The sequence below is a fragment of the Mesorhizobium sp. M0139 genome (assembly GCF_040322455.1).
Taxonomy (GTDB): Bacteria; Pseudomonadota; Alphaproteobacteria; order Rhizobiales; family Rhizobiaceae; genus Mesorhizobium.
Genome location: NZ_JAMYTN010000003.1, coordinates 35,304 through 57,227 on the forward strand (window position 1 = coordinate 35,304; position 21,924 = coordinate 57,227).

Annotated in this window: 23 protein-coding genes; 10 read left to right on the forward strand and 13 right to left on the reverse strand. The window is 61.9% G+C overall.

Annotation, left to right across the window (positions count from 1 at the left end; translation table 11 throughout):
- Positions 1-26: 26 nt before the first annotated feature.
- Entirely contained in the window at positions 27-1,841 is a 1,815-nt protein-coding gene (locus NKJ58_RS05175; RefSeq protein WP_352518778.1) for a hypothetical protein, read from the forward strand.
- Between the two features lie 8 nt (positions 1,842-1,849).
- On the opposite strand, the gene NKJ58_RS05180 is transcribed toward NKJ58_RS05175, so the two are convergent.
- The 9 genes from NKJ58_RS05180 to NKJ58_RS05220 form a co-directional block, all read right to left on the reverse strand.
- On the reverse strand, positions 1,850-2,035 hold the full coding sequence (locus NKJ58_RS05180; RefSeq protein WP_023667982.1) for a hypothetical protein: 186 nt from the start codon (positions 2,033-2,035) through the stop codon (positions 1,850-1,852).
- 94 nt (positions 2,036-2,129) lie between these two features.
- On the reverse strand, positions 2,130-3,170 hold the full coding sequence (locus tag NKJ58_RS05185) for a UDP-glucuronic acid decarboxylase family protein (protein ID WP_023681096.1): 1,041 nt from the start codon (positions 3,168-3,170) through the stop codon (positions 2,130-2,132).
- A 23-nt stretch (positions 3,171-3,193) separates the two neighbouring features.
- Positions 3,194-4,297: a CgeB family protein gene (locus NKJ58_RS05190; RefSeq protein ID WP_023804820.1), complete on the reverse strand. Its 1,104-nt coding sequence runs from the start codon at positions 4,295-4,297 to the stop codon at positions 3,194-3,196.
- Positions 4,294-5,388 carry a CgeB family protein gene (locus NKJ58_RS05195; protein WP_023667985.1) on the reverse strand — a complete coding sequence of 365 codons (1,095 nt, stop codon included), beginning with the start codon at positions 5,386-5,388 and terminating at the stop codon, positions 4,294-4,296. The genes NKJ58_RS05190 and NKJ58_RS05195 overlap by 4 nt, the downstream gene beginning before the upstream one ends.
- On the reverse strand, positions 5,385-6,515 hold the full coding sequence (locus NKJ58_RS05200; RefSeq protein ID WP_023696369.1) for a CgeB family protein: 1,131 nt from the start codon (positions 6,513-6,515) through the stop codon (positions 5,385-5,387). Before NKJ58_RS05200 ends, NKJ58_RS05195 begins: the two co-directional genes overlap by 4 nt.
- Before the next feature lie 2 nt (positions 6,516-6,517).
- Complete coding sequence (locus NKJ58_RS05205) at positions 6,518-7,618, reverse strand: glycosyltransferase family 4 protein (RefSeq protein WP_023804821.1); 1,101 nt, start codon at positions 7,616-7,618, stop codon at positions 6,518-6,520.
- Positions 7,603-8,895, reverse strand: a complete 1,293-nt coding sequence (locus tag NKJ58_RS05210; protein ID WP_023712229.1) for a TIGR04295 family B12-binding domain-containing radical SAM protein — start codon at positions 8,893-8,895, stop codon at positions 7,603-7,605. The genes NKJ58_RS05205 and NKJ58_RS05210 overlap by 16 nt, the downstream gene beginning before the upstream one ends.
- Positions 8,892-9,965, reverse strand: coding sequence for a GDP-mannose 4,6-dehydratase (locus tag NKJ58_RS05215; protein ID WP_023804822.1), 1,074 nt, complete (start codon positions 9,963-9,965; stop codon positions 8,892-8,894). Before NKJ58_RS05215 ends, NKJ58_RS05210 begins: the two co-directional genes overlap by 4 nt.
- Positions 9,962-11,068: an NAD-dependent epimerase/dehydratase family protein gene (locus NKJ58_RS05220; protein WP_023733216.1), complete on the reverse strand. Its 1,107-nt coding sequence runs from the start codon at positions 11,066-11,068 to the stop codon at positions 9,962-9,964. The genes NKJ58_RS05215 and NKJ58_RS05220 overlap by 4 nt, the downstream gene beginning before the upstream one ends.
- Before the next feature lie 217 nt (positions 11,069-11,285).
- On the opposite strand from NKJ58_RS05220, the gene NKJ58_RS05225 reads away from it, so the two are divergent.
- On the forward strand, positions 11,286-11,561 hold the full coding sequence (locus NKJ58_RS05225; RefSeq protein ID WP_023667991.1) for a hypothetical protein: 276 nt from the start codon (positions 11,286-11,288) through the stop codon (positions 11,559-11,561).
- Positions 11,562-11,776: 215 nt separating this feature from the next.
- Here the strand turns inward: NKJ58_RS05225 and NKJ58_RS05230 are convergent, their stop codons facing one another.
- The 4 genes from NKJ58_RS05230 to NKJ58_RS05245 form a co-directional block, all read right to left on the reverse strand.
- Positions 11,777-12,103 carry a low affinity iron permease family protein gene (locus NKJ58_RS05230; RefSeq protein ID WP_023681103.1) on the reverse strand — a complete coding sequence of 109 codons (327 nt, stop codon included), beginning with the start codon at positions 12,101-12,103 and terminating at the stop codon, positions 11,777-11,779.
- Positions 12,104-12,213: 110 nt separating this feature from the next.
- The gene (locus tag NKJ58_RS05235; protein ID WP_023741841.1) at positions 12,214-12,696 is read right to left on the reverse strand and encodes a DUF2269 family protein; all 483 of its coding nucleotides are present in this window, start codon (positions 12,694-12,696) and stop codon (positions 12,214-12,216) included.
- Entirely contained in the window at positions 12,696-13,982 is a 1,287-nt protein-coding gene (locus NKJ58_RS05240; protein ID WP_031201446.1) for an SDR family oxidoreductase, read from the reverse strand. Before NKJ58_RS05240 ends, NKJ58_RS05235 begins: the two co-directional genes overlap by 1 nt.
- 165 nt (positions 13,983-14,147) lie before the next feature.
- Positions 14,148-15,104: an NAD(P)/FAD-dependent oxidoreductase gene (locus NKJ58_RS05245; protein WP_352518777.1), complete on the reverse strand. Its 957-nt coding sequence runs from the start codon at positions 15,102-15,104 to the stop codon at positions 14,148-14,150.
- A 189-nt stretch (positions 15,105-15,293) separates the two neighbouring features.
- Here NKJ58_RS05245 and NKJ58_RS05250 point away from each other — a divergent pair, with 189 nt between their 5' ends.
- The 8 genes from NKJ58_RS05250 to NKJ58_RS05285 all read left to right on the forward strand — a co-directional run bounded on the left by NKJ58_RS05250 (position 15,294) and on the right by NKJ58_RS05285 (position 21,923).
- On the forward strand, positions 15,294-15,635 hold the full coding sequence (locus NKJ58_RS05250) for a DUF768 domain-containing protein (RefSeq protein WP_023667997.1): 342 nt from the start codon (positions 15,294-15,296) through the stop codon (positions 15,633-15,635).
- 157 nt (positions 15,636-15,792) lie between these two features.
- On the forward strand, positions 15,793-16,827 hold the full coding sequence (locus NKJ58_RS05255; protein ID WP_031204096.1) for an ABC transporter substrate-binding protein: 1,035 nt from the start codon (positions 15,793-15,795) through the stop codon (positions 16,825-16,827).
- Positions 16,828-16,837: 10 nt separating this feature from the next.
- Positions 16,838-17,605: an ABC transporter permease gene (locus NKJ58_RS05260; protein ID WP_032999834.1), complete on the forward strand. Its 768-nt coding sequence runs from the start codon at positions 16,838-16,840 to the stop codon at positions 17,603-17,605.
- Complete coding sequence (locus NKJ58_RS05265; RefSeq protein ID WP_023714661.1) at positions 17,605-18,276, forward strand: ABC transporter ATP-binding protein; 672 nt, start codon at positions 17,605-17,607, stop codon at positions 18,274-18,276. The genes NKJ58_RS05260 and NKJ58_RS05265 overlap by 1 nt, the downstream gene beginning before the upstream one ends.
- Complete coding sequence (locus NKJ58_RS05270; RefSeq protein ID WP_352518776.1) at positions 18,273-19,448, forward strand: lanthanide ABC transporter ABC transporter substrate-binding protein PedA1; 1,176 nt, start codon at positions 18,273-18,275, stop codon at positions 19,446-19,448. The genes NKJ58_RS05265 and NKJ58_RS05270 overlap by 4 nt, the downstream gene beginning before the upstream one ends.
- Positions 19,436-20,398 carry a PQQ-dependent catabolism-associated beta-propeller protein gene (locus tag NKJ58_RS05275; protein WP_023729523.1) on the forward strand — a complete coding sequence of 321 codons (963 nt, stop codon included), beginning with the start codon at positions 19,436-19,438 and terminating at the stop codon, positions 20,396-20,398. Before NKJ58_RS05270 ends, NKJ58_RS05275 begins: the two co-directional genes overlap by 13 nt.
- Positions 20,395-21,120, forward strand: a complete 726-nt coding sequence (locus NKJ58_RS05280) for a lanthanide ABC transporter ATP-binding protein PedB/LutE (RefSeq protein WP_352518775.1) — start codon at positions 20,395-20,397, stop codon at positions 21,118-21,120. The genes NKJ58_RS05275 and NKJ58_RS05280 overlap by 4 nt, the downstream gene beginning before the upstream one ends.
- Entirely contained in the window at positions 21,117-21,923 is an 807-nt protein-coding gene (locus tag NKJ58_RS05285; RefSeq protein WP_023681112.1) for a lanthanide ABC transporter permease protein PedC, read from the forward strand. The genes NKJ58_RS05280 and NKJ58_RS05285 overlap by 4 nt, the downstream gene beginning before the upstream one ends.
- Position 21,924 lies beyond the last annotated feature (1 nt).

Genomic DNA, 21,924 nt, shown 5'->3' on the forward strand with positions numbered 1-21,924 from the left:
GGAATGTTCCTTGGCCTGCCGAAAAATTGCGCAAGACAGCATGGATCGAAGCAGCGCTCGCTGCGTTGCCGCAAGGCAAAGCATTGGAAAACCGATCGATGATCGTTTACGGAGACCAGAAGCGGAGGCAGAGCGCAGAACGGCTTCGCGAAGCTGCCAGCGAGATTGCTCAAAGTCTGGACCGCATGGCTCATGGCATCCGACGCCATGCCGCGTTGGTCGGCCTATTCATCAGCGTATCGGAACTGGTTCGCGCGCTTGCCGATGTCGATTTCGAGAACAGGGGCATCGACATCTTTTCGCCGCGGCAACAGCAAGGCGCCAGATTGCTGGTTGGTCTTGCGGCAGAGGTGGCGAAGTCGTGGCGAAGCGGTTTCGCCGTGGGCGGTGGCATCGAGCCGGGACTTCTCCAACTGCTGGACGGGTTGGATTGCGAGGCTGAGGTTCTGACCGGTTCTGCCGAGGGTTACGCGCATTACGCGCTTTATCCCGAAAGCTATTTGGGAGCGGCGCAGGAGTCAGGTCTCGATGCGAACACATGCGTGATCGGCATCCGCAGCATCGGCCTGGGGCTTGCCGCCATAGTGGCTGCCGCGATTGGCGCGCCGGCGCCGTTCAGCGTTCGTCCGGTCGGCCATCCTTTCCGCAGGCACATCAATGCCGATCCGCGCTCGATCGCTTCCTGGAAGAACAATCCATCGGCACGCTTCGCCGTTGTAGACGAAGGTCCCGGTCTGTCCGGCAGTTCGATGCACGCCGTCGTCGCGTGGCTGCGGGAACTGGGTATTGGTATGGACCGCATTCACCTGTTTCCCAGCCATCCTGGCAACCCGGGCATCGAAGCGTCACGGGAGGCCAGGGAGACATGGTCGCGCTGTCCGAAACATGTGGCGACGGCGCTCGAATGCACCTTCCCCGAAAGCTCGAACATTCCCACGCTGCGCGACTGGGTGGCCGAGGCGGTCGGCAGCCCCGAATTACGCCTGACCGAACTGTCTGGTGGCGAATGGAGGAGCGTCCACTACGTCGACGAAAAGCATTGGCCGCCGAGCCCGCGCGGCATCGAGCGGCGTAAATTCCTGGCGTCCGCGGGGTGTGGTCGCTGGCTCGTCAAATTCGCCGGCCTCGGCGAAACCGGACGGCATAAGAAACGAGCCGCGGAAATGTTGGGGAAAGCCGGGTTGGGATCGCAAGTGGTCGGGCTTTGCCACGGCTTTCTGGTCGAACGGTGGATTGACGGCACCACGATAGACCAGGCGCCGCTGCCAAGAGGAAGGCTGGTCGCGGAGTTGGCGCGCTATCTAACCTGGCGGGCGCTCAATCTCCGAACCTGCGAACCGGGTGCATCATTGCTCGCACTCGCGGAAATGGCTGTTTCCAACACATCTGAAGCCCTGGGCGAGAACCGAGCGGCGACGTTGCGCGGCTGGCTCTCGAAAAAAACCCCTGCGCATATTCTGCAGCCGGTGGAAATCGACGGAAAGCTTCACGCGTGGGAGTTTCTCGTTTGTGCCGACGGCTCGGTGGTCAAGACAGATGCCGTCGACCATTGCCGGGCACACGATTTGATTGGCTGCCAGCCGATAGAGTGGGACATTGCCGGCGCCCGTGTCGAATATGGACTGTCCGACAGCGATGTGACGACATTGGTCGAGGGGATGGGGCTCGATATTGACAATGGCCACATCGATTTTTTCGAACCCTGCTATTTGGCGTTCCAAATCGGGCTCTGGAGCACGGCTGCGCAATCCGAAAATGGCCAGGAAAAAGCAAGGCTGGCCGCGACCGCAGACCGATACAGGGCGGGGCTGATACGGTTCCTGGACGAATCTCAGGTGTAGCGTTTCGATCAATCCAGCCTTCGTAGCATGTCTGCTTCCTGCTCGAGAATAGCGGCCACTTCCTCGCGCTGCAGATGCGTCATCATCAGGCTGACGCAGCACTCGAGATAGGTGATGGAGGAGCGCCGCAGATAGGCAGCCGCCTCGCGTTCGGCAATCTTGTCGACATCCTTCGCGGGTCGCTTGGGTTGCATGAGGATGATCCTCCGTGTCGGGTCCCTCCCGCCAAACTACAAGGTTGGATGGATGTTCCGCACGATCTCCGGGCAGGTCCGGCCGCGGCCCACGTCATGCAGGAAGGTTCTGCAGCCCGCCTGCGGGTCTCCTTTTGGCAAGGCCTGTCATCTGATCGCCGATGCCGGTGCCTTCGAGTGCCGCGAAATAATCGATCGTCAGCTTGAGCCCTTCGTTGAGCGGCACTCTCGGCGACCAGCCGAGCAGCGTTTTCGCACGCGAAATATCAGGCTGCCTGCGCCGAGGATCGTCTTGCGGCAGGGGCAGAAATTTCAGATCCGACTTGGTGCCGGTCATCGCCTTCACCAATGCCGCCAGTCGCACGATGGTGAATTCTCCGGGATTGCCCAGATTGACCGGCTTGCCCGGATTGGGGTCGATGTTCATCAGGCGCATCAATCCATCAATCAAGTCGGAGACATAGCAGAAGGATCGCGTTTGCTGGCCGTCGCCGAATATCGTCAGCGGACGCTTCTCGAGCGCCTGCATGATCAAATTCGAGACGATGCGACCGTCGGCCGGATCCATTCTCGGACCGTAGGTGTTGAAGATGCGCGCGACGCGGACGTCGGCCTTGCCGGCCCTTAGATAGTCGAAGCAAAGCGTTTCGGCGGTGCGCTTGCCCTCGTCGTAGCAGGCGCGTGGGCCGGTGCAGTTCACATGACCGACGTAGTCCTCCCTTTGCGGGTGTTGTTCCGGATCGCCATACACTTCGCTCGTCGAGGCCTGCAGCAGTCGCGCGTCATTGCGGACAGCGAGTTCGAGCAGGTTGAGGGTTCCGATCACGCAGGTACGCGTGGTGTGTATCGGGTCGGCCTGATAACGCGGCGGTGAGGCGGCGCAGGCCAGGTTGAAGATGTGATCCACGGGCTCGCCGAGATCCAGTGGCCGGCAGATGTCCTGCTCGATCAACCGGAAACCCGGCCGGTCCATGATCGAGATGATGTTTTCCATGCGCCCGGTCAGAAAATTGTCGACGCAGATCACGCGCCAGCCGTTGCGGAGCAATACTTCGCAAAGATGCGAACCGAGGAAACCCGCGCCGCCGGCAACAAGCACCGTCTTTGCCCTGTGCGCCTTTCTTGTCTGTCGCATCGCTGTTTTCTCCTGTCTGCCGTTCATGCTGCACTTCCAATGTCGAGATCGAGGGCCGTCGCCCTTGGTTGGGTCAGCGCCGCCACGAATTCGCGAGCCCTGGCCCCACCGGTGTGGGAAGCGAGGACGAGTTTGCGAGCCCGGCCGGCCATGGCCAGGCGTGCGCGCTCGGACTCGCCAACGAGGATATCGATGACTTCGTCCGTCTCCGCGGCGGTGTGGATCGCCGATGCGGGAAAGAAGCTGTCGAGCCCTGGCCAGTGGTCGCTGACGATGGGCGTGCCGCAAGCCGCCGCTTCGAACAGGCGCACGCTGGGCGACCATCCTGCGGTGATCATGGAACTGCGTGTGACATTCAGCGTGTAGCGCTGACGGCTATAGAACGCGGCGTGATCGGCTGGCGGCAAATGTTCGATGCGTTCGACATTGTCCGGCCAGATGATGTCGGATGGATATTGGGAGCCGGCCACGACGAAACGGAGGTTCGGCATATGCCGTGCGGGCTCGAGCAGCAGAGCGTTCAGCGTTGTCTGCCGGTCCATGCTGTAGGTGCCGAGATAGCCGAGATCCCAGCGGATCGGATCTCCTGTCGGGTGATGCCGTTCTGGATCGACCGAACAATAGAGAGGTTCGGCATGGCGCGCGCCGAAGTCTTGCGCCAGATGGTTGAGCGTTGGTCCGCCAGTGAAGGAGAAATAGACATCGAAATACGGAATTTGCCGCGAACTCAGATAATCGCAATCGTCGGCTGAAAGCTTGGCCAGGGTCACCGGGGTGTCGATGTCGTAAAAGCAGAGCTGCCCCTTGCAAAGCGAGGCGACGATGTCGATGACCTGGCGTCCTTCTGGAACAAAGGATCCGATGACGATGATGTCGGCCTGCTCCAGGCACTGTGCGTAGTCGCGTTGCAGCTCCGCAGTGGTTTCGTAGTAGCGCAAGGCGCAGAACTCCGGTTCGCGCAGATCGCGGTGATTGGCGTACCATGGCACGTTGCGCTCCAGAAAAGTCACGTGGTGACCGAGTCCGTGCAAGCCTTTCAAAAGACCTCGAAAAGTGGTGGCGTGACCGTTTCCCCACGATGAGGACAGCGACAGGCCGAGAAAGACGATGTCCAGTTTCTTGGTCATTCCGCTGCCTCCACGGCCCCGTGCTCGAAATGACGTTTGAAGACGGCATCCGCCACATCCGCCCGAAGCGCGTAGGTATGGTCCGCCAGCACGCGGTGAAGTGCGGCTTGGCCGATTGCCTTGGCCCGACCGGGGGTCAGCGAGCGCATTATTTCGGCGACATCGCCGCCGTCACGCGCGACCAGGATCTCCTCGCCTGGTTTCAGGAACAGTTCCACGCCCAGCCATGCATCCGTGATGAGACAGGCGCCGGCGCCAGCCGCCTCGAACACTCGCGTGGCCGGTGAAAAACCGTTGGCGGCCATGCTATCGCGGCTGATGTTCAACACGGCTTTTGGGGTGACATTGAAGGCGTTGTGATCGCGGGTGCCGACATGGCCGAGCCAGCCTACATTGGTGGGGAGCGGCTTGTCGCCCCAACCCGAGCCTCCGAGCAGGAAACGCTGTTTCGGCAGCTGGCTGGCGGGATCGAGGAAAAACGATTCGACACGCGCTTCACGGTCCGGCAGCCGGTTTCCGAGGAACGCCAGGTCGCAGGCAAAACGCGCTTTGCTGGCGACCGGATGGTGCGTTTCGGGATCGAGCGCATTGTAGATGGGCACGCACTCCTTGGCGCCCATGGCACGATAGGCCCAGACAACGGGATCGCCGCCACCATAGGTCAGCACGAGGTCGATCTCCTGCAGTGCACGATGGAGCGGGTGGTCCGGCTCGTCGCGCAACTGGGCAAGCGTGGCTGGCGCATCCACGTCCCAGAATACGACAAGCGCGTCGCTGCGGGCGTGGTCGAGAACGGCGCGAAGCAGCGCCTCGTCTTCGAAACCGACGCCACTCGCCTTGACGACGATGTCGGCGCCGGCGGCACGTGCCGCGACCTGCATCAGCGCATGCTGGGTCGCCTCATAAACGACGACAGTGCACCAGTCGGGAGCTTCGATGTCGCGGTTCTTCTGCCGGTCGTAGACATCGGGTTCGTAGAACGTGATCTCGTAACCCAATTGCGAAAGTGCCTTGAGCAAACCGCGATAGTACGTCGCGGCACCGTTCCAGTAGGACGACAAAAGGCTCGATCCATAGAATGCGATCTTCATGCGACGGCTTCCTTTGCGGCTGTCGGGACGGCGGTGTGTCGGTTCGCGCATTGCGTGAGCACGCCGAGCAACTCGTCGACGCGGTGGCGGCAGGTGTGCCGCGAGCGGATGGTCTCGAGACCCGAGGTCACCAGGGAGGCCGCAAAGTCCTCGTCGGACAACACCGTCCGAAGCTGTTGCCGCATTTGCGAGCCATTCTCGGCAAACAGGAAGTCGACACCGGGCCTGAAAAGCTGCTCGACATCGGACCATGGCGCTGAAATCAGCGGAATGCCGCAGGCGAGTGCCTCGAACATGCGGATCGTCGGGATTCCGGGCAACCTCTCGCGATAGGGGCGCCGTGGGATGTGAACGGTGACACGATGCGCGGCGAAGGCCTTCGGCACGTCGGCATTGGCGATCCACCCCTCATAGCGCAGTCCTGCGGTGGCCAGATCCGCAAGTGCGGTCTTGGGGTAGCGTACGCCGTGAACAGCGGCATCAAGGCCGAGATCGTGCACCGGCTCGATCAGAAACTCCTTGAGTTCGGCGGTCCGCTCATCATCGCCCCAGTTGCCGATCCAGACCAGATCGGAGGTGGGGTGGATCTCCGGGTGCGGCTTGAACAGGCGATCGTCCGCCGCTTCATGCCAAGTGAAGACGCGCTTGCCCCAGCCGGCGCGCAGATAGCTCTCGCGCAAGGTTTCGCCAAAGGCGAGAACGCCGTCATAGTGCTCCAGCCGGAGCGCCGAGAGTGCCTCGGTCGCAGACACGGCCCGGTGGTGGGTGTCGTGAAAAAGAAGGATGAAGTTGCCGCCGGCGGCCCGGGCACGGCCAATACGTGCGACGAGCTCCGGATCCGTCCACTCATGAACGATCACAACGTCGGCCTCGGCAATCCAGGCTTCGTGATCAAATCCGGCATCGTAGGTCACCGGCATCAGTTCGGGAAAATCCTTGCGGAAGCGTTCGATGGCGAACGACCCCTTCTCAGCCAGCAGATTCGACCGGCTCCAGCCATTCGCCGGCTCCAGCGCAATAGCCTGATGCCGGCGCTGGACCAGCTCTCGCATGACGCCGCGCAGGAAATGGGCATTGCCATGGTTCCAGTCGGAAACGACCGAGTGGGTGTAAAACACAAAGCGCATGATCAGCGCTCCGCCATCGCTAAGGCCGCTTTGTCGTAGACGCCGCGCATAGCCGCTGTCTGCTTTGTCAGCCTAAACCTGCGGCTGCGTCGGATGGCTGCCTGGCCAAGCTCTCGCCGGAGCTCGGCATCGCTGGAGAGACGGTTGAGGCAGGCAGCGAGATCGTGCGGATCGCGCGCGTCAAAGAATATCGCGGCCCCGTCCCATAGTTCGCGATAGGTGGCGATATCGGATAGCACCAGGGGCGTAGCCGACATGGCGGCTTCCAGCGCGGCCAGGCCGAATGGCTCGTAGAGCGATGGCGATACGAAAATACCCGCGCGAGCCATCAACGAACGCACCTCATCGGACGGCACTGCTCCCAGAGGAACAGCATGGCTGAAGCTGACATGCTCGCCGTTTGGGCCGTTCGTCGAACCGGCGGCAAACAGAGGCCATCGCGTCAGGGACGCCGCCTGATCGACCACCGCCGCATTTTTGCCCTCGTCCCACCAGCGGGCAGCGGCGAAGACGAGCGATTGATGCTTTTCGGCCTTCGGCAGAGGACGGGCACCATTTGTGACCACACTCAAGCGCGCGATCGGGCCGTAGCAGGTCTCTAGCATGTCGGCATGGCTGCGGCTCGGCGCGATGACCGCGTCGGCCCGATCCATGCCGCGTCTGTTGCGCTCCTTCTGCCAGGCCCATGCGCCATCCGCCGCCTGTCCTCTGACCGCATGGAACCAAGTCGTCACGCAGGAATGGGAGACCACCACGACCGGGCATGGCGCGTCGAATCCCGCCGCCTGCGAAGGCGCGTTGAAATGGACAAGGTCGATGGCGTGGTCGCGCATGGGCGCATGCAACTCTCGCGGCAGCGCGTCGAGATCACCGCCGTTGCGGGTCATCCAATCCGGCGGCGTGTTCAGCCAGATCAGCTTCGCGAAAGCCTCCGCCTCGTCGGCCTGCTGCCTGGACGGTGGCGGACCGAGACCGGCAAGCACTACGCTATCGCCGCCGTTGACAAGTTCCCTGGCTAGGTCGAGCGCATAGCGCCACACGCCGCCCACGGCATCGACCGTCATCAGGATGCGCCGCGAGCGCGGCGTCAGTGTCCGCAACATGTCGCCTCCAGTTCCGCCAGCGGACGCGGGCGCCTTTCCTGGATGTCGCTGAACTTCTGGAATGATGCGAGATAGTGATCATGGGCGCGCTCCCAGGCGAGGTCGTCGGGTTCGCCCCAAAGCTCGCGATAGCTTGGCGAACTCGGATATGGATAAAGCGGTACGGGTTCATTGGCCCACACGCCGTTGTCGATGAGGTGCGTTCGCCAGTAATCGACGAGGGCAGGGTCATCCTCGACGACGCCGATCAGATTGGCCTGTACGAATGGAACGTGACGCCTGGCATTGACGAGCAGCGCGGCGAGTTCCTCGGTACCCAGCCGGCAGCGCTTCGCCAGCATCGCACGACCTTCCACGGTCAGGCTTTCGAGACCGGCCTCGATGGAGACGCAGCCGGCCGCACCAAGCAATTCCAGCAGCTCGGGCTTCCAAAGGTCGATGCGGGTCTGCACACCGAACTTCACGTCGCGATGGATCAACGCTTCCAACAGCGCTTTCTGCGGCAGGAAGATTTCATCGATGAAATAAATGTAGCCGACGCCCTGGGCAATCAGCCGATCGATTTCCGCTATGACCGCCTCGTGGTTGCGGCGGCGATAGGCATCGCGGAAATCGATCTTGGCGCAGAAGCTGCAATTGTAGGGGCAGCCGCGCGATGCTTCGACCTCCGCGCCGAACCCAACCTGCTTGTCATCGAACCTGTGATGGTGATGCGAATGGGCTGCGATCCAGTCTGATGGCCATTGGAGTGGCGGATGATCGACAAACGAGCTGGCGTGGACGCCGCCGTTCAAAACCACCTTGGCGTCGCGCAGGTAAGCGGTCGAGGGGACCGCGCTCCAGTCGTCGCGCCGGGCAAGTTCCGCGACGATTTCCTCGCATTCGCCGCGCACAACAATGTCGACGCCAAGCTTGCGCAAGGTTGGCGCGGGCGTAGCCGAGCCATGCGGCCCGACCGCGACTGTGCGTCCACCGCGCCCGGCGAGACGGTTGAGGAAATCGGCCGGCACGCGCAACTCGGGTGGTGCGCAGCGCCAGAACAGATAAGTCGGGGCGGTACTGACGACCGTCATTGCAGGCGCGAAATCAGCCACACGCTCGGAGAGGTCCGAGTTGTCGAGCTTCTGCAATTGCCCATCCAGCATCAGCACCTCATGGCCGGCTGTTTCGAGCAGGGATTTCGAATAGCCGAGTTCCAGCGGGAGATGTGGTTGGCGGCAGCCGAAATAAATGCTGTCGTCATAGGTCCAGAACGGGTTTACCAGGGCGATTTTCATGCGACGTACCTCACGACTTCGGGGCGAGGCTGGAGCCGGTGTTTTTGCAGCCAGTCTGCGAGATCGCGAATGCCTTCGCGCCATGAAACACGAGCTTTCCAGCCAAGCATCGCTTTGATCTTGCGGGTGTCGGCGACGAAGAAGGGCTGATCGCCGGTGCGTTCGCCATCATGGCGGATCGAAAGCTCATGGCCGGTCAAGCTACGGATCTCGCTCAACAGCATGCGCAGGCTGATCGCATTATCGGGGCCGCCGCCAAGATTGAATGCCTGGCCTTTGGTCGTCTCGATACGATCGAGCGTGGCCCTGTAGGCGGCGACCGCATCGGAGACATGCAGTATGTCGCGCACTTGTCTGCCGTCGCCGTAAATGGTGATTGGACGTCCCGTGAGCGCACTCAGCAGGAAGTGCGCGACCCAGCCTTGATCCTCGGTTCCGAACTGGCGCGGCCCGTAAATGCAGCTCATCCGCAGCACCGCCGTCGGCATGCCGTAGGATTTGGCATAGTCGAGCACATATTGGTCCGCCGCGCCTTTGGAGCAGCCATAGGGCGTGCAGAAATCCAGGCTGTGGGTCTCGTCAATGCCATTCGCTTGGATGATGCCGTCGCAAGGCAGGTAACGATCGCCGTCCTCGCGCACCGCGACGTCGGGCAGGCTGCCATAGACCTTGTTGGTGCTGGCGAAGACCACCGGAACAAACTCACTGCTCAGCCGCGCCGCCTCGAGGACATTGAACGTTCCTCGAAGGTTGATGTCGAAATCCTCGTCCGGTTGGACCAGGCTCGTTGTGACTGCGGTTTGCGCGGCCAGATGGAAGATCGCCTTGGAACTCTTCAGAACGGGCGCAAGCGCGTTGGCGTCTCGCACGTCAATGGTTTCGACCATGAGGCGGCTGCCGTGCTTTTGCGCCAGCCATTCAAGGTTCTGTTCGACGCCGGGGCGGCTGAGATTATCGATCACCAGCACCGGCTCGCCATCCGACAACAGGCTGTCGGCCAGGTTCGATCCTATGAAGCCGCTGCCGCCGACAATGGCGACCGGGGCGGCGCGTCGATTGCGCGTATTCATGACACCAGCCCACGTTCTTCGAGCTCGCGTTTCATGTCGGCGCCGCGGTCGATGGCGGAAGAGTTGCGCACCCAGGAAACGAAATCGGCGAGCGAATTCTCCAGTTGTTGCCTCGGCTCGAAACCGAGCAGCTCACGGGCCTTGGATATATCGGCGAAGCAGTTGCGGATATCGCCGGAGCGCGCCTTGCCGAGCAGTTCTGGCGAGCGGTCCGGCGTTCCCATGGCCTCGGCAAGTACCCGCGCGACGTCGCTGATCGCATAGGCTCGGCCGCTGCCGATGTTGATGACGTGACCCCTTGCCTGGCGTTGCTGCAGCGCAAGACGAAAGGCGCGGGCGACGTCATCCACATGGACGAAATCGCGTTTCTGTTCGCCATCCTCGAAGATCATTGGACGTTGGCCGTTGGCGAGACGCGAAGCAAAATTGGCCAACACGCCGGTATAGGGGTTCGATAACGCCTGGCCGGCGCCGAAGACGTTGAACAGGCGCAGCGCGACCGTATCGATGCCATAGGCTTCGCCGAAGATCAGCACGGCGCGTTCCTGGGCGTATTTCGTCAGTGCATAGATAGAGGCGAGATCGACCGGCTTTTCCTCGTCCGTCGGCAGGGGGGAGAGGGGTTCGCCTTCCGGCGACAGCGGATTCCACTGTCCGTTTTTGATGTCGCTCGCCTTGCGCCGGGCATTGTCGATGCGCCGGCCGTCCGATGTAGCATAGAGGCCCTCGCCATAGACACTCATCGATGAGGCGACGACAATGCGCTCGACCGGGTGTTTGATCAGCGCCTCAAGCAGCGTCGCGGTGCCGAGATCGTTGGTGCCGACATAGCGCGCGATCTCGTACATCGACTGTCCGACGCCGACTTCCGCGGCCAGATGAATGACCGCGTCAACGCCTTCCAGCGCCTTGGCGACTGCCTCCCGGTCCCGAATGTCGCCCTTGATCAGCTCGGCCCCGGCGGGAAGGGCGACTGTTTCGCCTGCGTGCACCTGCTCCAGCAGCACATCCAAAATGCGAACCGAATAATCCTGCTCGATGAGTTCCTGGGCGACATGCCGGCCGATGAAGCCGCAGCCCCCTGTAACCAATATCCGTTTCACGACCACTCCTCAGACAGGTAATCTTGGCGACCCGAACTTTTCGGCAAAAGGTTTGTTCCCTTGGCTTCAACAAAGTTCCTTTGGCCGGCTTCGTCCGGAAGCAGCCACATCGCGCTCGCCGCGCCGTGCCGGAACATTGCCGCCCTTGTGCTGTTAGGACGCCGGCAGCCCCGACGATGCCCGATGTTGGCAACGCCGATGATCAAAGGAGATTTCAATGTCCCAGTCGCAAACGACCACCAATCACGACGAAATCCGCAAATGGGCCGAGGAGAGGGATGGACGGCCGGCAGTGGTTCGCACCAAAGGGGCGGGCGGCATCCTGCGGATCGACTTCGGCAAACCCGAGGAAGCATTCGAGCCGGTGGAATGGGACGAGTTCTTCCGCATATTCGACGAGAACGATCTGGCCTTTCTTTACCAGTCCAAGACTGGTGACGGACAAACCAGCCGTTTCAACAAGTTCGTTGAGCGCAACCAGAAAGGCGAATGACGCATTTCGAGCCGGCCGATTTGCCCGACCTGGTTCTCGGGCCAATTTTTCTGGATGCGGTGGAACAATAGGGGCTCCGATCCTTCCGTCGCTGAACCACAGCCGCAGCAACGATCGAAGGCCTTGGCCCTGAGCGCAGGAGGCGGCGGGGCTGGATAGGCGTCAAAAGCTGGAAACCCGCTACTCGTCCTGCCGTGAAACCAAAACGCCGCTCATCAGTCGTCCTGCTGCCTGCGGTGGCGGTGTTTTTCGATTTCCTCGGGCTCTTCATCGTCGATCCGCGTGATGTTCGAGGCATTGTGGTCTGATCGCAGGATCTCATCCAGTTTGGCGTGAATGGCCTGAGTGTCGCGGTGCTCGGCACGCTGGATGAACAGCGTCATGGCCCACGTAAACAAGGTAGCCGCTCCATGCCAGTCCAGGGTCTGTCGCTCGAAGATCATCCAAAGGATTGCGTAGACCAACAGGATCAGGAATGCCGCGGGGCGGGAGGTTAATGTGCCGATTGAGGTAAGCACGCCGGTGACGGGATGATTGGCCATGCGAAAGAACTCGCGGCAGTGACCGTGGTTCCCGACCGCAGTGCATCGCGCCGGCACGAGCCAGCTAGGCGCGACGGATGAATTCACGGCCCAGTGCTTGCCGATCGCAGCTACAACGATGACCACTCGATTGCCGGGCGCGCAATCATCAGCCAGAAAATGGCGAGCACGGCGCCGAAAGCTGGGAAGCCGAAGACAAACCAGCGTCTGAACAGCTGATGGTAGCGCTCGGGAGGAGGTTGGTTGGAGAGTGCGGCCTGTGTGGCTAGATTTCGCATCTCGATCTGCATCCACACGACAGGCAGCCAGAACAGGCCCGTCAAGATGTAGAGCAGGATCGAGAGAACGATCCATCCTTCGGACAGCGAATACCCCGCAACCCTAGCGAGGCCCAGTCCGGTCAGAGGTTGTGCGATAACGGCCGTAGCCGTGAACAGGAAATCAGCCAGCACGACAATGCGGGCGACGGCTGCGATCGTCGCGGCATTCCCGGTCCGGTGTGCCAAAAGCATGAAAAAAGCAATGCCGGCACCAGTTCCGAGCAGCACAGCAGCGCCGATTACGTGCAGGTATTTAAGCACGAAGTACGTCATCAGCGTTCCTCCAGAATGGCCAGCGCTGCAAAATGCAGAACGAGGATCGGGAGGATTTTGATCAACGGCCCGAGTGGCTCGAGCCAAAGATCCGGCCGCAGAATGCTCCCAGCGATCGCATAGAAAAGCGATACCGCGATTGCGCCGAAAAGACCAAGCCGGCTGGTTGGGCGCCAGGCGATAAGCGCCCCGACGGCGATGTCAGCCAGCGCGCCGGCGACTACCGCCGGTTCGGCCAAGGGGCCGGCAGCAGTGCCAATCAGCAAATCAACTCCGCTGCGCCAGCCGGCAGTGAGGGAAATGATGCCCGTCATGATCCAGAAGAGCGGCAAGATGACAAAGAGCGCCGGCTTGACGAAGTAAAGACCGGCGAACCATCGCTCCTGCACCGTCGCAGGATTTAAACGCAGTGCAGATGTAAGACTTGATGGTTGAATGCCGGTCGCCGTCATCCAGGGTTGGGGATCGCCGACAGCGCCTCGGGCAATCTCTTTTGCTGCATTGCTGCGCATCGGCGGGCGCCAGCCCAGCTGAGCCGCGGCATCCCCGAACCTGTATAAGATAGCTGCGGCCCAATTGGGCAAGATGAACTCCCGAGCACTGCTCCATCCGAACCAGCGGCGATAGCGACCCACGACCTCGCTCATCGAAAGTGCCTCGGGCCCAGCCAGGTCCAGCGTGAGGTGCGATGGGCTGCCGGGTTTGAGGAAGAACAGGACGGTGGAGATCACGTCATCGAGTTGGACGACTTGGAGACGGCCCGTGTCGGGCATCAACGGCAAGAGCGGCAACGCCGCGAGGCCGCGAAAAAGTGCACTTGCGCCGAAGGCCGGCCTTCCCAGTACTACGGAGGGGCGCAGGATGACCCAGTCAAGGCTACGTGCCATCAGTGCCTCATCGCCGGCGAGCTTGCTGGCGGAAAAGGCGGACGGCTGCTGGCGATCGACCCCGATGGCAGAAAAGTGGATCACCTTATTCACACCTGCGTGCTCACACGCGGTGAAGAGAGCCGAGGCGCCGGTAGAATGGACATGCCGGGTGTTTTCCCGGGCACTATCCTGCAGGACGCCGGCACAGTTTACGACGGCGTCCACACCGGCGAGATAGGGGGTCCAGTCCTGAGGTCGCAAGGCCCGCGCCATATCCAGGGAAACGGTTGGGATCTCCGGGTGGACGCCAGTGTCTGCGTGGTGAAGCACGCGGACCACTTCATGACTCTCGCCGGCCAGGCGCGCGCAAAGCGCGGCTCCAATCAGACCTGACGCGCCGGTGACGAGAATTTTCATTCCTTCCTCCAGCCGTTCGCCAGCGCGTGCCCGTCCATCAACCCAGCGGCTGCGCCTGGGAGAACTCTAGCAAAGCCGAAGCCGGTAGTCTCACGCCGGGTGGAACAGGTTCCGGGCATCAACGCAGCCAAAGGTGAGCCGGTACGGTGCGTTCGCATCTGCAGGTCAACTTCGCCGGAAGTTCGTCGCGGGCTCGGCGCAATCGCGGAGGTCGTTATGAATGTGAGTTCCAGCCTTGGCGGCGTCTCCGAACGCAACAGCAATTTGATTGAGCCCCTCGGCCACGTCGCCAATGGCATAGAGTCCTGGCGTTGAAGTCTCAAGGTGTCGGTTGACCAGGACATAGCCTTCTGCGTCACAGTTAGCCCCCAGAGCAACCGCGAGTTCGGAGCGTACGTCGCTGCCCATCGAAGGGTACACCACATCGATGTTGCGCATCGGGGCGCCCTCGGCCATGACGACATCGAACCCGGTTCGTCGAGGGATCAGGTCATCGACAGCGTCCCAGATTTCAACTCCGCCTGCCAAGGCGGCGCCGCGGGCAGCTTCGGAAACATCATCCTGGTTATTGGCGAGCAAGGCGACCTGACTGCCATATCCCTTCAGGAACAGAGCCTCCCTGACGGCGAGATGCTCCGGACCAACAACGCCGATGCGGCTACCCCGGGCCTCATATGCATCGCAAATCGGGCACAGTCTGACAATGCCGGTTGCAATCGCCTCCTCCAGTCTTTCAATGGGAGGTGCCTTGTCCACAATGCCCGTTGCCAGAATCACGCGCCTTGCTTGGACAATCCCGCAGGTGGTCGTCAGGACAAAAAAACCTTCGCGTTTTTCGGCGTGGCCTACGCAACCATGGACAAGGCTCGCGCCGTATAGCTGTGCCTGGGCTCGTAGGCGGCCGAGCAGTTCTTCCCCGCTGATGCCGTCGGGGAAGCCGGGACAGTTGCGGGATTTTGGGATGAGCTTGGCACGCGCATGCCCCGCGTCGAGCGAGATCACCGAACGCAGAAACCTGGCTAAATACATGGCTGCAGCGAGCCCCGCGGGGCCGCCGCCGACGATGGCAACGTCAAAAACTTGTTTGCCCGAAAAACTTGGTTCGCCCGAAAAGCTTGGCATAGGGCCTAACTTCAACTCAACAGGCTTGTTCCACAGGGTCGAAATGGACGCAATCAGGATGCACACTGCGCGATAAGAGTGAACTCCAATCGAGTCGTGAAGAGAAAGGCCACTGCCTCATCAAGCCTGCAAAAACCTCGTGGCTCCCAACGCTGTGAGTACAGCCGCCACTGGGAAAGTGAACGCATCATGGAACTTCGGCTCATCGTCGCGCTTAGTTTGGCGAAAGGGTGGTCTGAGATGAGCGCGACCAGAGAGTTTTTTCAAAACTGGCTACAGGAGAATGTCGGCACACTTCCTGGTCGAGAGGAAGTCAGCGTCGCGGTGCTCGCTCAGCAATTCGAGCAAGATGCCGAGGTGGCTGGTTATGGGCGTGAAGTAAGGGAGGACGAACTCGGAAACATCGAAGATGCTATCGTGCAAGCGATCGAGAACGCCGGGTCCGGGGTGCAGAGCCCGAGCTCCGAAAAGAGCGATCCGGCACCTGTAATGGACGCGTTGGAGGTCGATGATGCCAAGAGCGGACCGTAGCCCCTGACACCTTCTTCTGTTCGCCTGAACAAGCCCCCCGGGCTGCTATACGAGCTGAAAAACGGACCTTAGGTGCTTTCCCGTTAGTTCCATGCACCATTGAGGAACATTCCTGCCGCCACGGCGTTAGGAAAGTTCCTTCACACCCGGTGCGCCCGTGCTGACTGCTACCCTTCCAGGCGAATGGCTGACCCGGCATGATCAGGGTCACATCTCGCGGCGGGCCGCTCTTGCGGGTATTTGTTGCTGGCTATTGGGTGCTTCCGCAGAAGCCGCGCCACAGCCATCGCCGCTCGTGCGATTTGGCGTGCTGGGATTTGGCACCGCCGCCTGGGAAGTTGACGTCATGCGGCGACATGCGTTGGACACCATGCACGGCGTATCAATCGAGGCTCAGCGGCTTGCCGGTACCGAAGCCGGTAAGACCGCATTGCTGGCCGGCAGCGTCGACGTCATCGTTTCGGACTGGGTGTGGGTCATGCGCCAGCGCAGCGAAGGCGCTGATCTGGTCTTTTATCCCTATTCTCGTGCCGTCGGCGCGCTGGAACTGCCGCAAGGCTCGCCCATTCGAACTCTTGCGGACCTCAAGGGCAAAAGGCTGGGGATCGCAGGTGGTCCGCTGGACAAAAGCTGGATCCTGTTGCGCGCGCTCGGCCTCCGTCAGGTGAAGCGCGATCTTGCTGAAGAGGTGGAGCCAGTGTTCGGCGCGCCGCCTTTGTTGGAGCAGGAATTTCTGGCGGGGCGACTGGATGCACTGCTGACGTTCTGGAATTTCGCCGCCCGTCTCGAGTCAGAGGGGGCAAGGCCTCTGCTCAGTGTCGCGCAAATCCTGCAGGGGCTTGGCGTATCCGTGGACTTGCCGATGCTCGGCTACGTCTTCCATGAAAGCTGGGCGCGGGCCAACCCGATAGCCCTCGCGCGATTCACGAGCGCGACCGCGGCAGCGAAGTCGCTGCTCGAGTCTTCGGACGACGAATGGCGGGTGCTCGCGCCCCAATTGGGCACGGACGATCCTCACCTACAGGCGGCGCTACGCGCCGCCTATCGAGCCGGAATCCCTCGTCGGTTCGGCAAAGACGAACGTGATGGCGCGGCCCGGTTGTTTGCAATCCTGGCCGAATTGGGCGGCGAGGATCTGGTCGGCAAGGCGACGAGCCTCGATCCTGGTGTCTTCCGGGCCATACCGGCTTGAGCTCGCGCCAATGACCGATGTCCCAGCGTTCCCCATCACAATGCAGCGTTGTCAATCCACTGCGGCATTGCTGACCATGGTGCTCGTCTGGCAGATTGCATCATCGATCGCCGCCGATCGGCTGTTTCCTGGTCCGGTCCAGGTTGTTTCGGTTCTCCTGCACGAAGTGGTTCGGGGCGAGCTGCCATACCATTTGGGCATCTCGCTTGCGCGCGTCGTGGCAAGCCTCGGGTCGGCAATAGTCATCGGCGCGGCCCTTGGCTACGCGGCAGGCCGCTCGCATAGAGCCGACATATGGATGAGGCCTTGGATCGTGTTACTCCTCAACATGCCGGCGCTGATCACGGTCATTCTAATTTATATCTGGCTTGGTCTTGCCGAGACTGCGCTTGTCCTTGCGGTCGCGCTCAACAAGATCCCCAATGTCGTGGTGACTATTCGTGAAGGCGCCAGCCGGCTGGACAAGGACTTTGCCGAAATGGCTGAGCTCTATCGCTTCGGGCGTGCTGCAAAGCTGCAGCATGTCGTGCTGCCGCAATTGGCGCCGTTCTTTCTCGTCACCCTGCGCAGCGGGCTGGCATTGACGTGGAAGATCGTGTTGCTCGCCGAACTGCTCGGCCGCTCCAACGGCGTCGGGTTCCAGCTACAGGTCTATTTTCAGAACTTCGACGTCACCCACATCCTTGCCTATGCGATCAGCTTCGGCGTTGTGATGCTTGCCATAGAGTATGGACTGCTTGTGCCGTTGGAACGTCGTCTGTTCGCCTGGCGACGCTGATGCTGAGGATCAGGATCGAGGACAAGACTTTCCCCGGTGACGACGGACAGCGCCGGACGATCTTTCGCGCGCTGTCGCTTGATATAGCCGACGGACAGGTCTGCGTCCTGACCGGCCCTTCCGGTGTCGGCAAGTCGACGCTGCTGTCGATCGTTTCGGGCGTCGACCGCGAATTTCGCGGCAGCGTGAGCGGACGACCGCTTCCGATAGGCATGCTGTTCCAGACACCGAGGCTGCTGCCCTGGCTCACCGCCTTGCGCAATGTAGAGATGGCCATCCCGGATCGCGCGCCCGATGCGGCCCGGTGGCTTGCCGCTGTCGGCCTGAAAGGCAATGAGAAGAGCTATCCGCAGCGACTCTCGGGCGGTATGGCGCGGCGCGTAGCGCTTGCCCGGGCGCTCGCCGTGGAGCCTGCGCTCCTGCTCCTCGACGAGCCATTCGCTTCACTCGACGAGGCGACCGCGCAAGACATGCGCCGCCTGCTGCAGGATTGTTTCGCCAGTCGGCGGACTACCACGCTGCTGGTTACGCATGATCTCGCATATGCCTCGTCGCTGGGTGATCGGGTTATTGTTCTGGAGGGATCGCCGGCGCGCATCGTGCGCGATGTCGCAATCTCTCGTGGCGATGAAGCGGGATCGTCGCGCTTTGGGCTGGGGGCGACACAATGAGACTGTTGCTGGGCCTTCTCTTTCTTTTGCTGATCACCGGCCCTGGCGTCACCGAGCAACAGACGATGGTGATCGGGTATATCGGCCAGGAGCGCAAACCGGCTCTGCCCCTTGGACCCCTTGATGAAACCGTCACCGACGACGGCCTGCAAGGCGCACGGCTCGGCATTGCCGACGACGAAAGCACCGGCCGGTTTCTTGGGCAGAAATTTCGGCTGGAGGAAAGGATATTGAAACCAACCGAAACGCCGGACGACGCGGTAAGACAATTCGCCGATGCCGGCATCGCCTTTGTCGTCGCCGATCTCGACGCCAGTCAGCTTCTACAGGCCAGTGCCGCGCCCGGTGCCGAGCAGATGACGTTGCTCAACAGCCGGGCGCCGGACGACGTGCTTCGCCAGCAGGACTGCCGTCGGAACGTGCTGCACACGATCCCGAGCCGCGCCATGCTCGCCGACGGGCTGGCGCAATATCTCGCCTGGAAGCGCTGGCAGCGTTGGTTCCTGCTTGTGGGGCCGCATTCGCAGGATCAGGCGATGGCTGCGGCCTTTCGACGGGCGGCGGCTCGCTTCGGAGCCGAGGTCACGATCGACCAGCCGTGGACATTCAGGCCCGCCAACGGACGTGCCGATACAGGGCATGTCACGCTGCAGACCGAAATACCGGCGGTCACGCAGGTCAGCGACTATGATGTGCTCGTGGTCGCCGACGAGGCGGATGAATTCGGCGCCTATCTGGAGGGCCGCACTGCGCTGCCGAGAATCGTCGCCGGCACGCAAGGGCTTGTCGCCACAGGCTGGAGCGCTGTCAGCGAGGAATGGGGCGCCACGCAACTGCAGGACCGTTTCCACAGGCAGGCAAGGCGCTGGATGTTGCCCAGCGACTACGCGGCCTGGCTCGCTGTGCGCAGTATCGGCGAAGCGGCGACGCGCCTGCACAGTCTCGATCCCGCGGCAATCGGCAGATATATACGCGGCGACGCGTTTCTTCTCGCTGGCTTCAAGGGGCAGGGGCTTAGTTTCCGTCCCTGGGACGGACAGATGCGCCAGCCCATTTTGATCGCCGGGCCTCGCCTCTTGATTTCCAGCTCACCGCAACCGGGCTTCCTGCATCAGCGCACGCCGCTCGACACGCTGGGCATCGACCTGGAGGAGAGCACATGCAAGTTCTGATGACGCTGTTGTTGGCGGCGTTCGCTCTTGCTGCTCCCGCCGCCGCCGAGACCATCTATGTTTCCAATGAGCAGGATAATACGGTTGCGGTCGTCGACGGCGTGACAATGACTTTGCTGGCGACGATCGATGTCGGCCGCCGTCCGCGCGGGCTGGCACTGTCGATCGACAACAAGATGCTGTTCGTCGCGGAAGGCGACGACAACCGCATCGACGTGGTCGACGTCGCGAAGCGGCGGGTCGTCGGGGAATTGCCTTCGGGAGCCGATCCGGAATTCTTCGCAGTCCATCCCGATGGCAAGCGGCTGTTCGTCGCCAACGAGAATGACAATCTGGTGTCGGTGGTGGACATCGCCGCGGCCAAGGTCATCGGCACCGTGGATGTCGGCGTCGAACCGGAAGGAATGGCGGCCAGCGCCGACGGCCGCTATGTCGCCTGCACTTCGGAGACCACCAGCATGGTGCATCTGATCGACGCAGGCACGCTTGAACTCGTCGACAATCTGCTGGTCGATACCCGGCCGCGCGCGGCTTTATTCTCGCCGGACGGGAAGCAATTCTGGGTGTCCTCGGAGATCCGGGGCACTGTCACCGTCTTCGACACGGCAACGCGCGCACAGACCGGCAAAGTCGAGTTCGAGGTGCCGGGTATACGACGCGAGGGTGTGCAGGCGGTCGGCATGGCGACGTCTCGCGATGGCACGACCGTCTATGTGGCGCTCGGCCCCGCCAACAGGATTGCGGAAGTCGATGTGAAAACGCTGGCGGTCCGTCGGCTCTACCTTGTTGGTCAACGACCCTGGCACGTTGCGCTCTCCGGCGACGAGAAGCGCCTGGTCAGCGCAAACGGAAATTCCGGCGATATTTCGTTTATCGATCTGGAAAACCAGGAGGTGGTGAAATCGCTGCCGGTAGGGCGGGGGCCGTGGGGCGTCGTGATCGGGCCATGAAAGCCTTGTCGGTCGAGAATCTGGGCCATAGTTTCGGAAACCGGCGGGTTCTCGACGGCGTCTCTTTCTCTGTGGCCCAAGGCAGGATGTGCATCTTGCTAGGCCGCAATGGCGCCGGCAAGACGACGTTGTTCTCGCTGATCACCGGGCTTTATCACGCCCGCTCCGGCTCGGTGCATGTCTTCGACCAGGCGATGGATGTCAACTCGTCCGCCGCGTTGACGCAGATGGGGGTCGTCTTCCAGTTGCCGACCCTCGATCTCGATCTGACGGCCGGCGAGAACCTGCGTTACCACGCGGCCTTGCATGGGCTTAGCCAGGCCTTGAGCAAGGAGCGCTCCATCCACGAACTCGGCCGGCTGGACGTGCTGGACAGGATCGACGATCCTGCCCGAGCGCTTTCCGGGGGGCAGCGTCGCCGTGTCGAGATAGCACGCGCTCTGATGCATAGCCCACGCCTTTTGCTGCTGGATGAGCCGACCACCGGGCTCGACGTGCCTGGCCGCCGCGCGCTCGAGCGGCACGTGCGGGAGCTTTGCCGCGAGCGCGGCATTGCCGTCCTGTGGGCAACACATTTTCTGGAAGAACTAACGGCGGATGACGATGTGGTGGTGCTGCATCGAGGCACAATGCGGTGGGCCGGCCGCGCCGATCGCCTGGCTACCGATCTCGGTGTAGCGAGCACGGGCGAGGCCTTCGCGTCGCTGACGGAGTCCGAATGAAAACGTCTCACGCGGTGCGCGCGCTCAACGGCATCCTGCGCAGGGAGATGCTGCGCACGTTGCGGCAACGCGGCCGGCTGCTCTCGGCGATGGTACGGCCGCTGGTCTGGCTGGCAATCTTTGCCGCTGGCTTCCGCTCCGTTCTCGGTCTGTCGATCACGCCACCCTACCAGACCTATGTTCTCTATGACGTGTATGTGGTGCCCGGGCTAGCGGCCATGATGCTGCTCTTCCATGCCATGGCGAGTTCGCTGGCCATGGTCTACGATCGCGAGATGGGCAGCATGCGCTTGTTGCTGACCGCACCATTGCCGCGCTGGTACCTGCTTGCGGCGCGCCTGCTGGCCAGCGTGATCGTCGGCGTGCCGCTGGTCTATTTGTTTCTGTTGATCGCGCGTTTCTGGGATGTGCGGCCGCCCGTTCTCGGCTACGTCGCGGTATTTCCGGCGCTCGTGCTGGCGGGCCTGATGCTTGGCGCGTTCGGCCTGCTTGTCTCCTCGGTTTCGACACAGATGGAGAACTTTGCCGGTGTCATGAATTTCGTCATCTTTCCGGTGTTCTTTGCCTCGACGGCGCTCTATCCGCTGTGGCGGCTTGCCGAGGCGGGACCGGTGCTGGCAACAATCGCCGCCTGGAACCCGTTCAGCTCGGCGGTCGAGCTGATACGCTTCGCGCTCTATCTGCGGTTCGATCCTGTCGCGGCGATTGTGGTCCTTGGCTGCCTCATCGCCTTCTTCCTCGCGGCGGTCATCGGCTACGATCCCGGCCGCGGCTTGTGGTCCCGGCGCGGCGGCGAGGGATGAA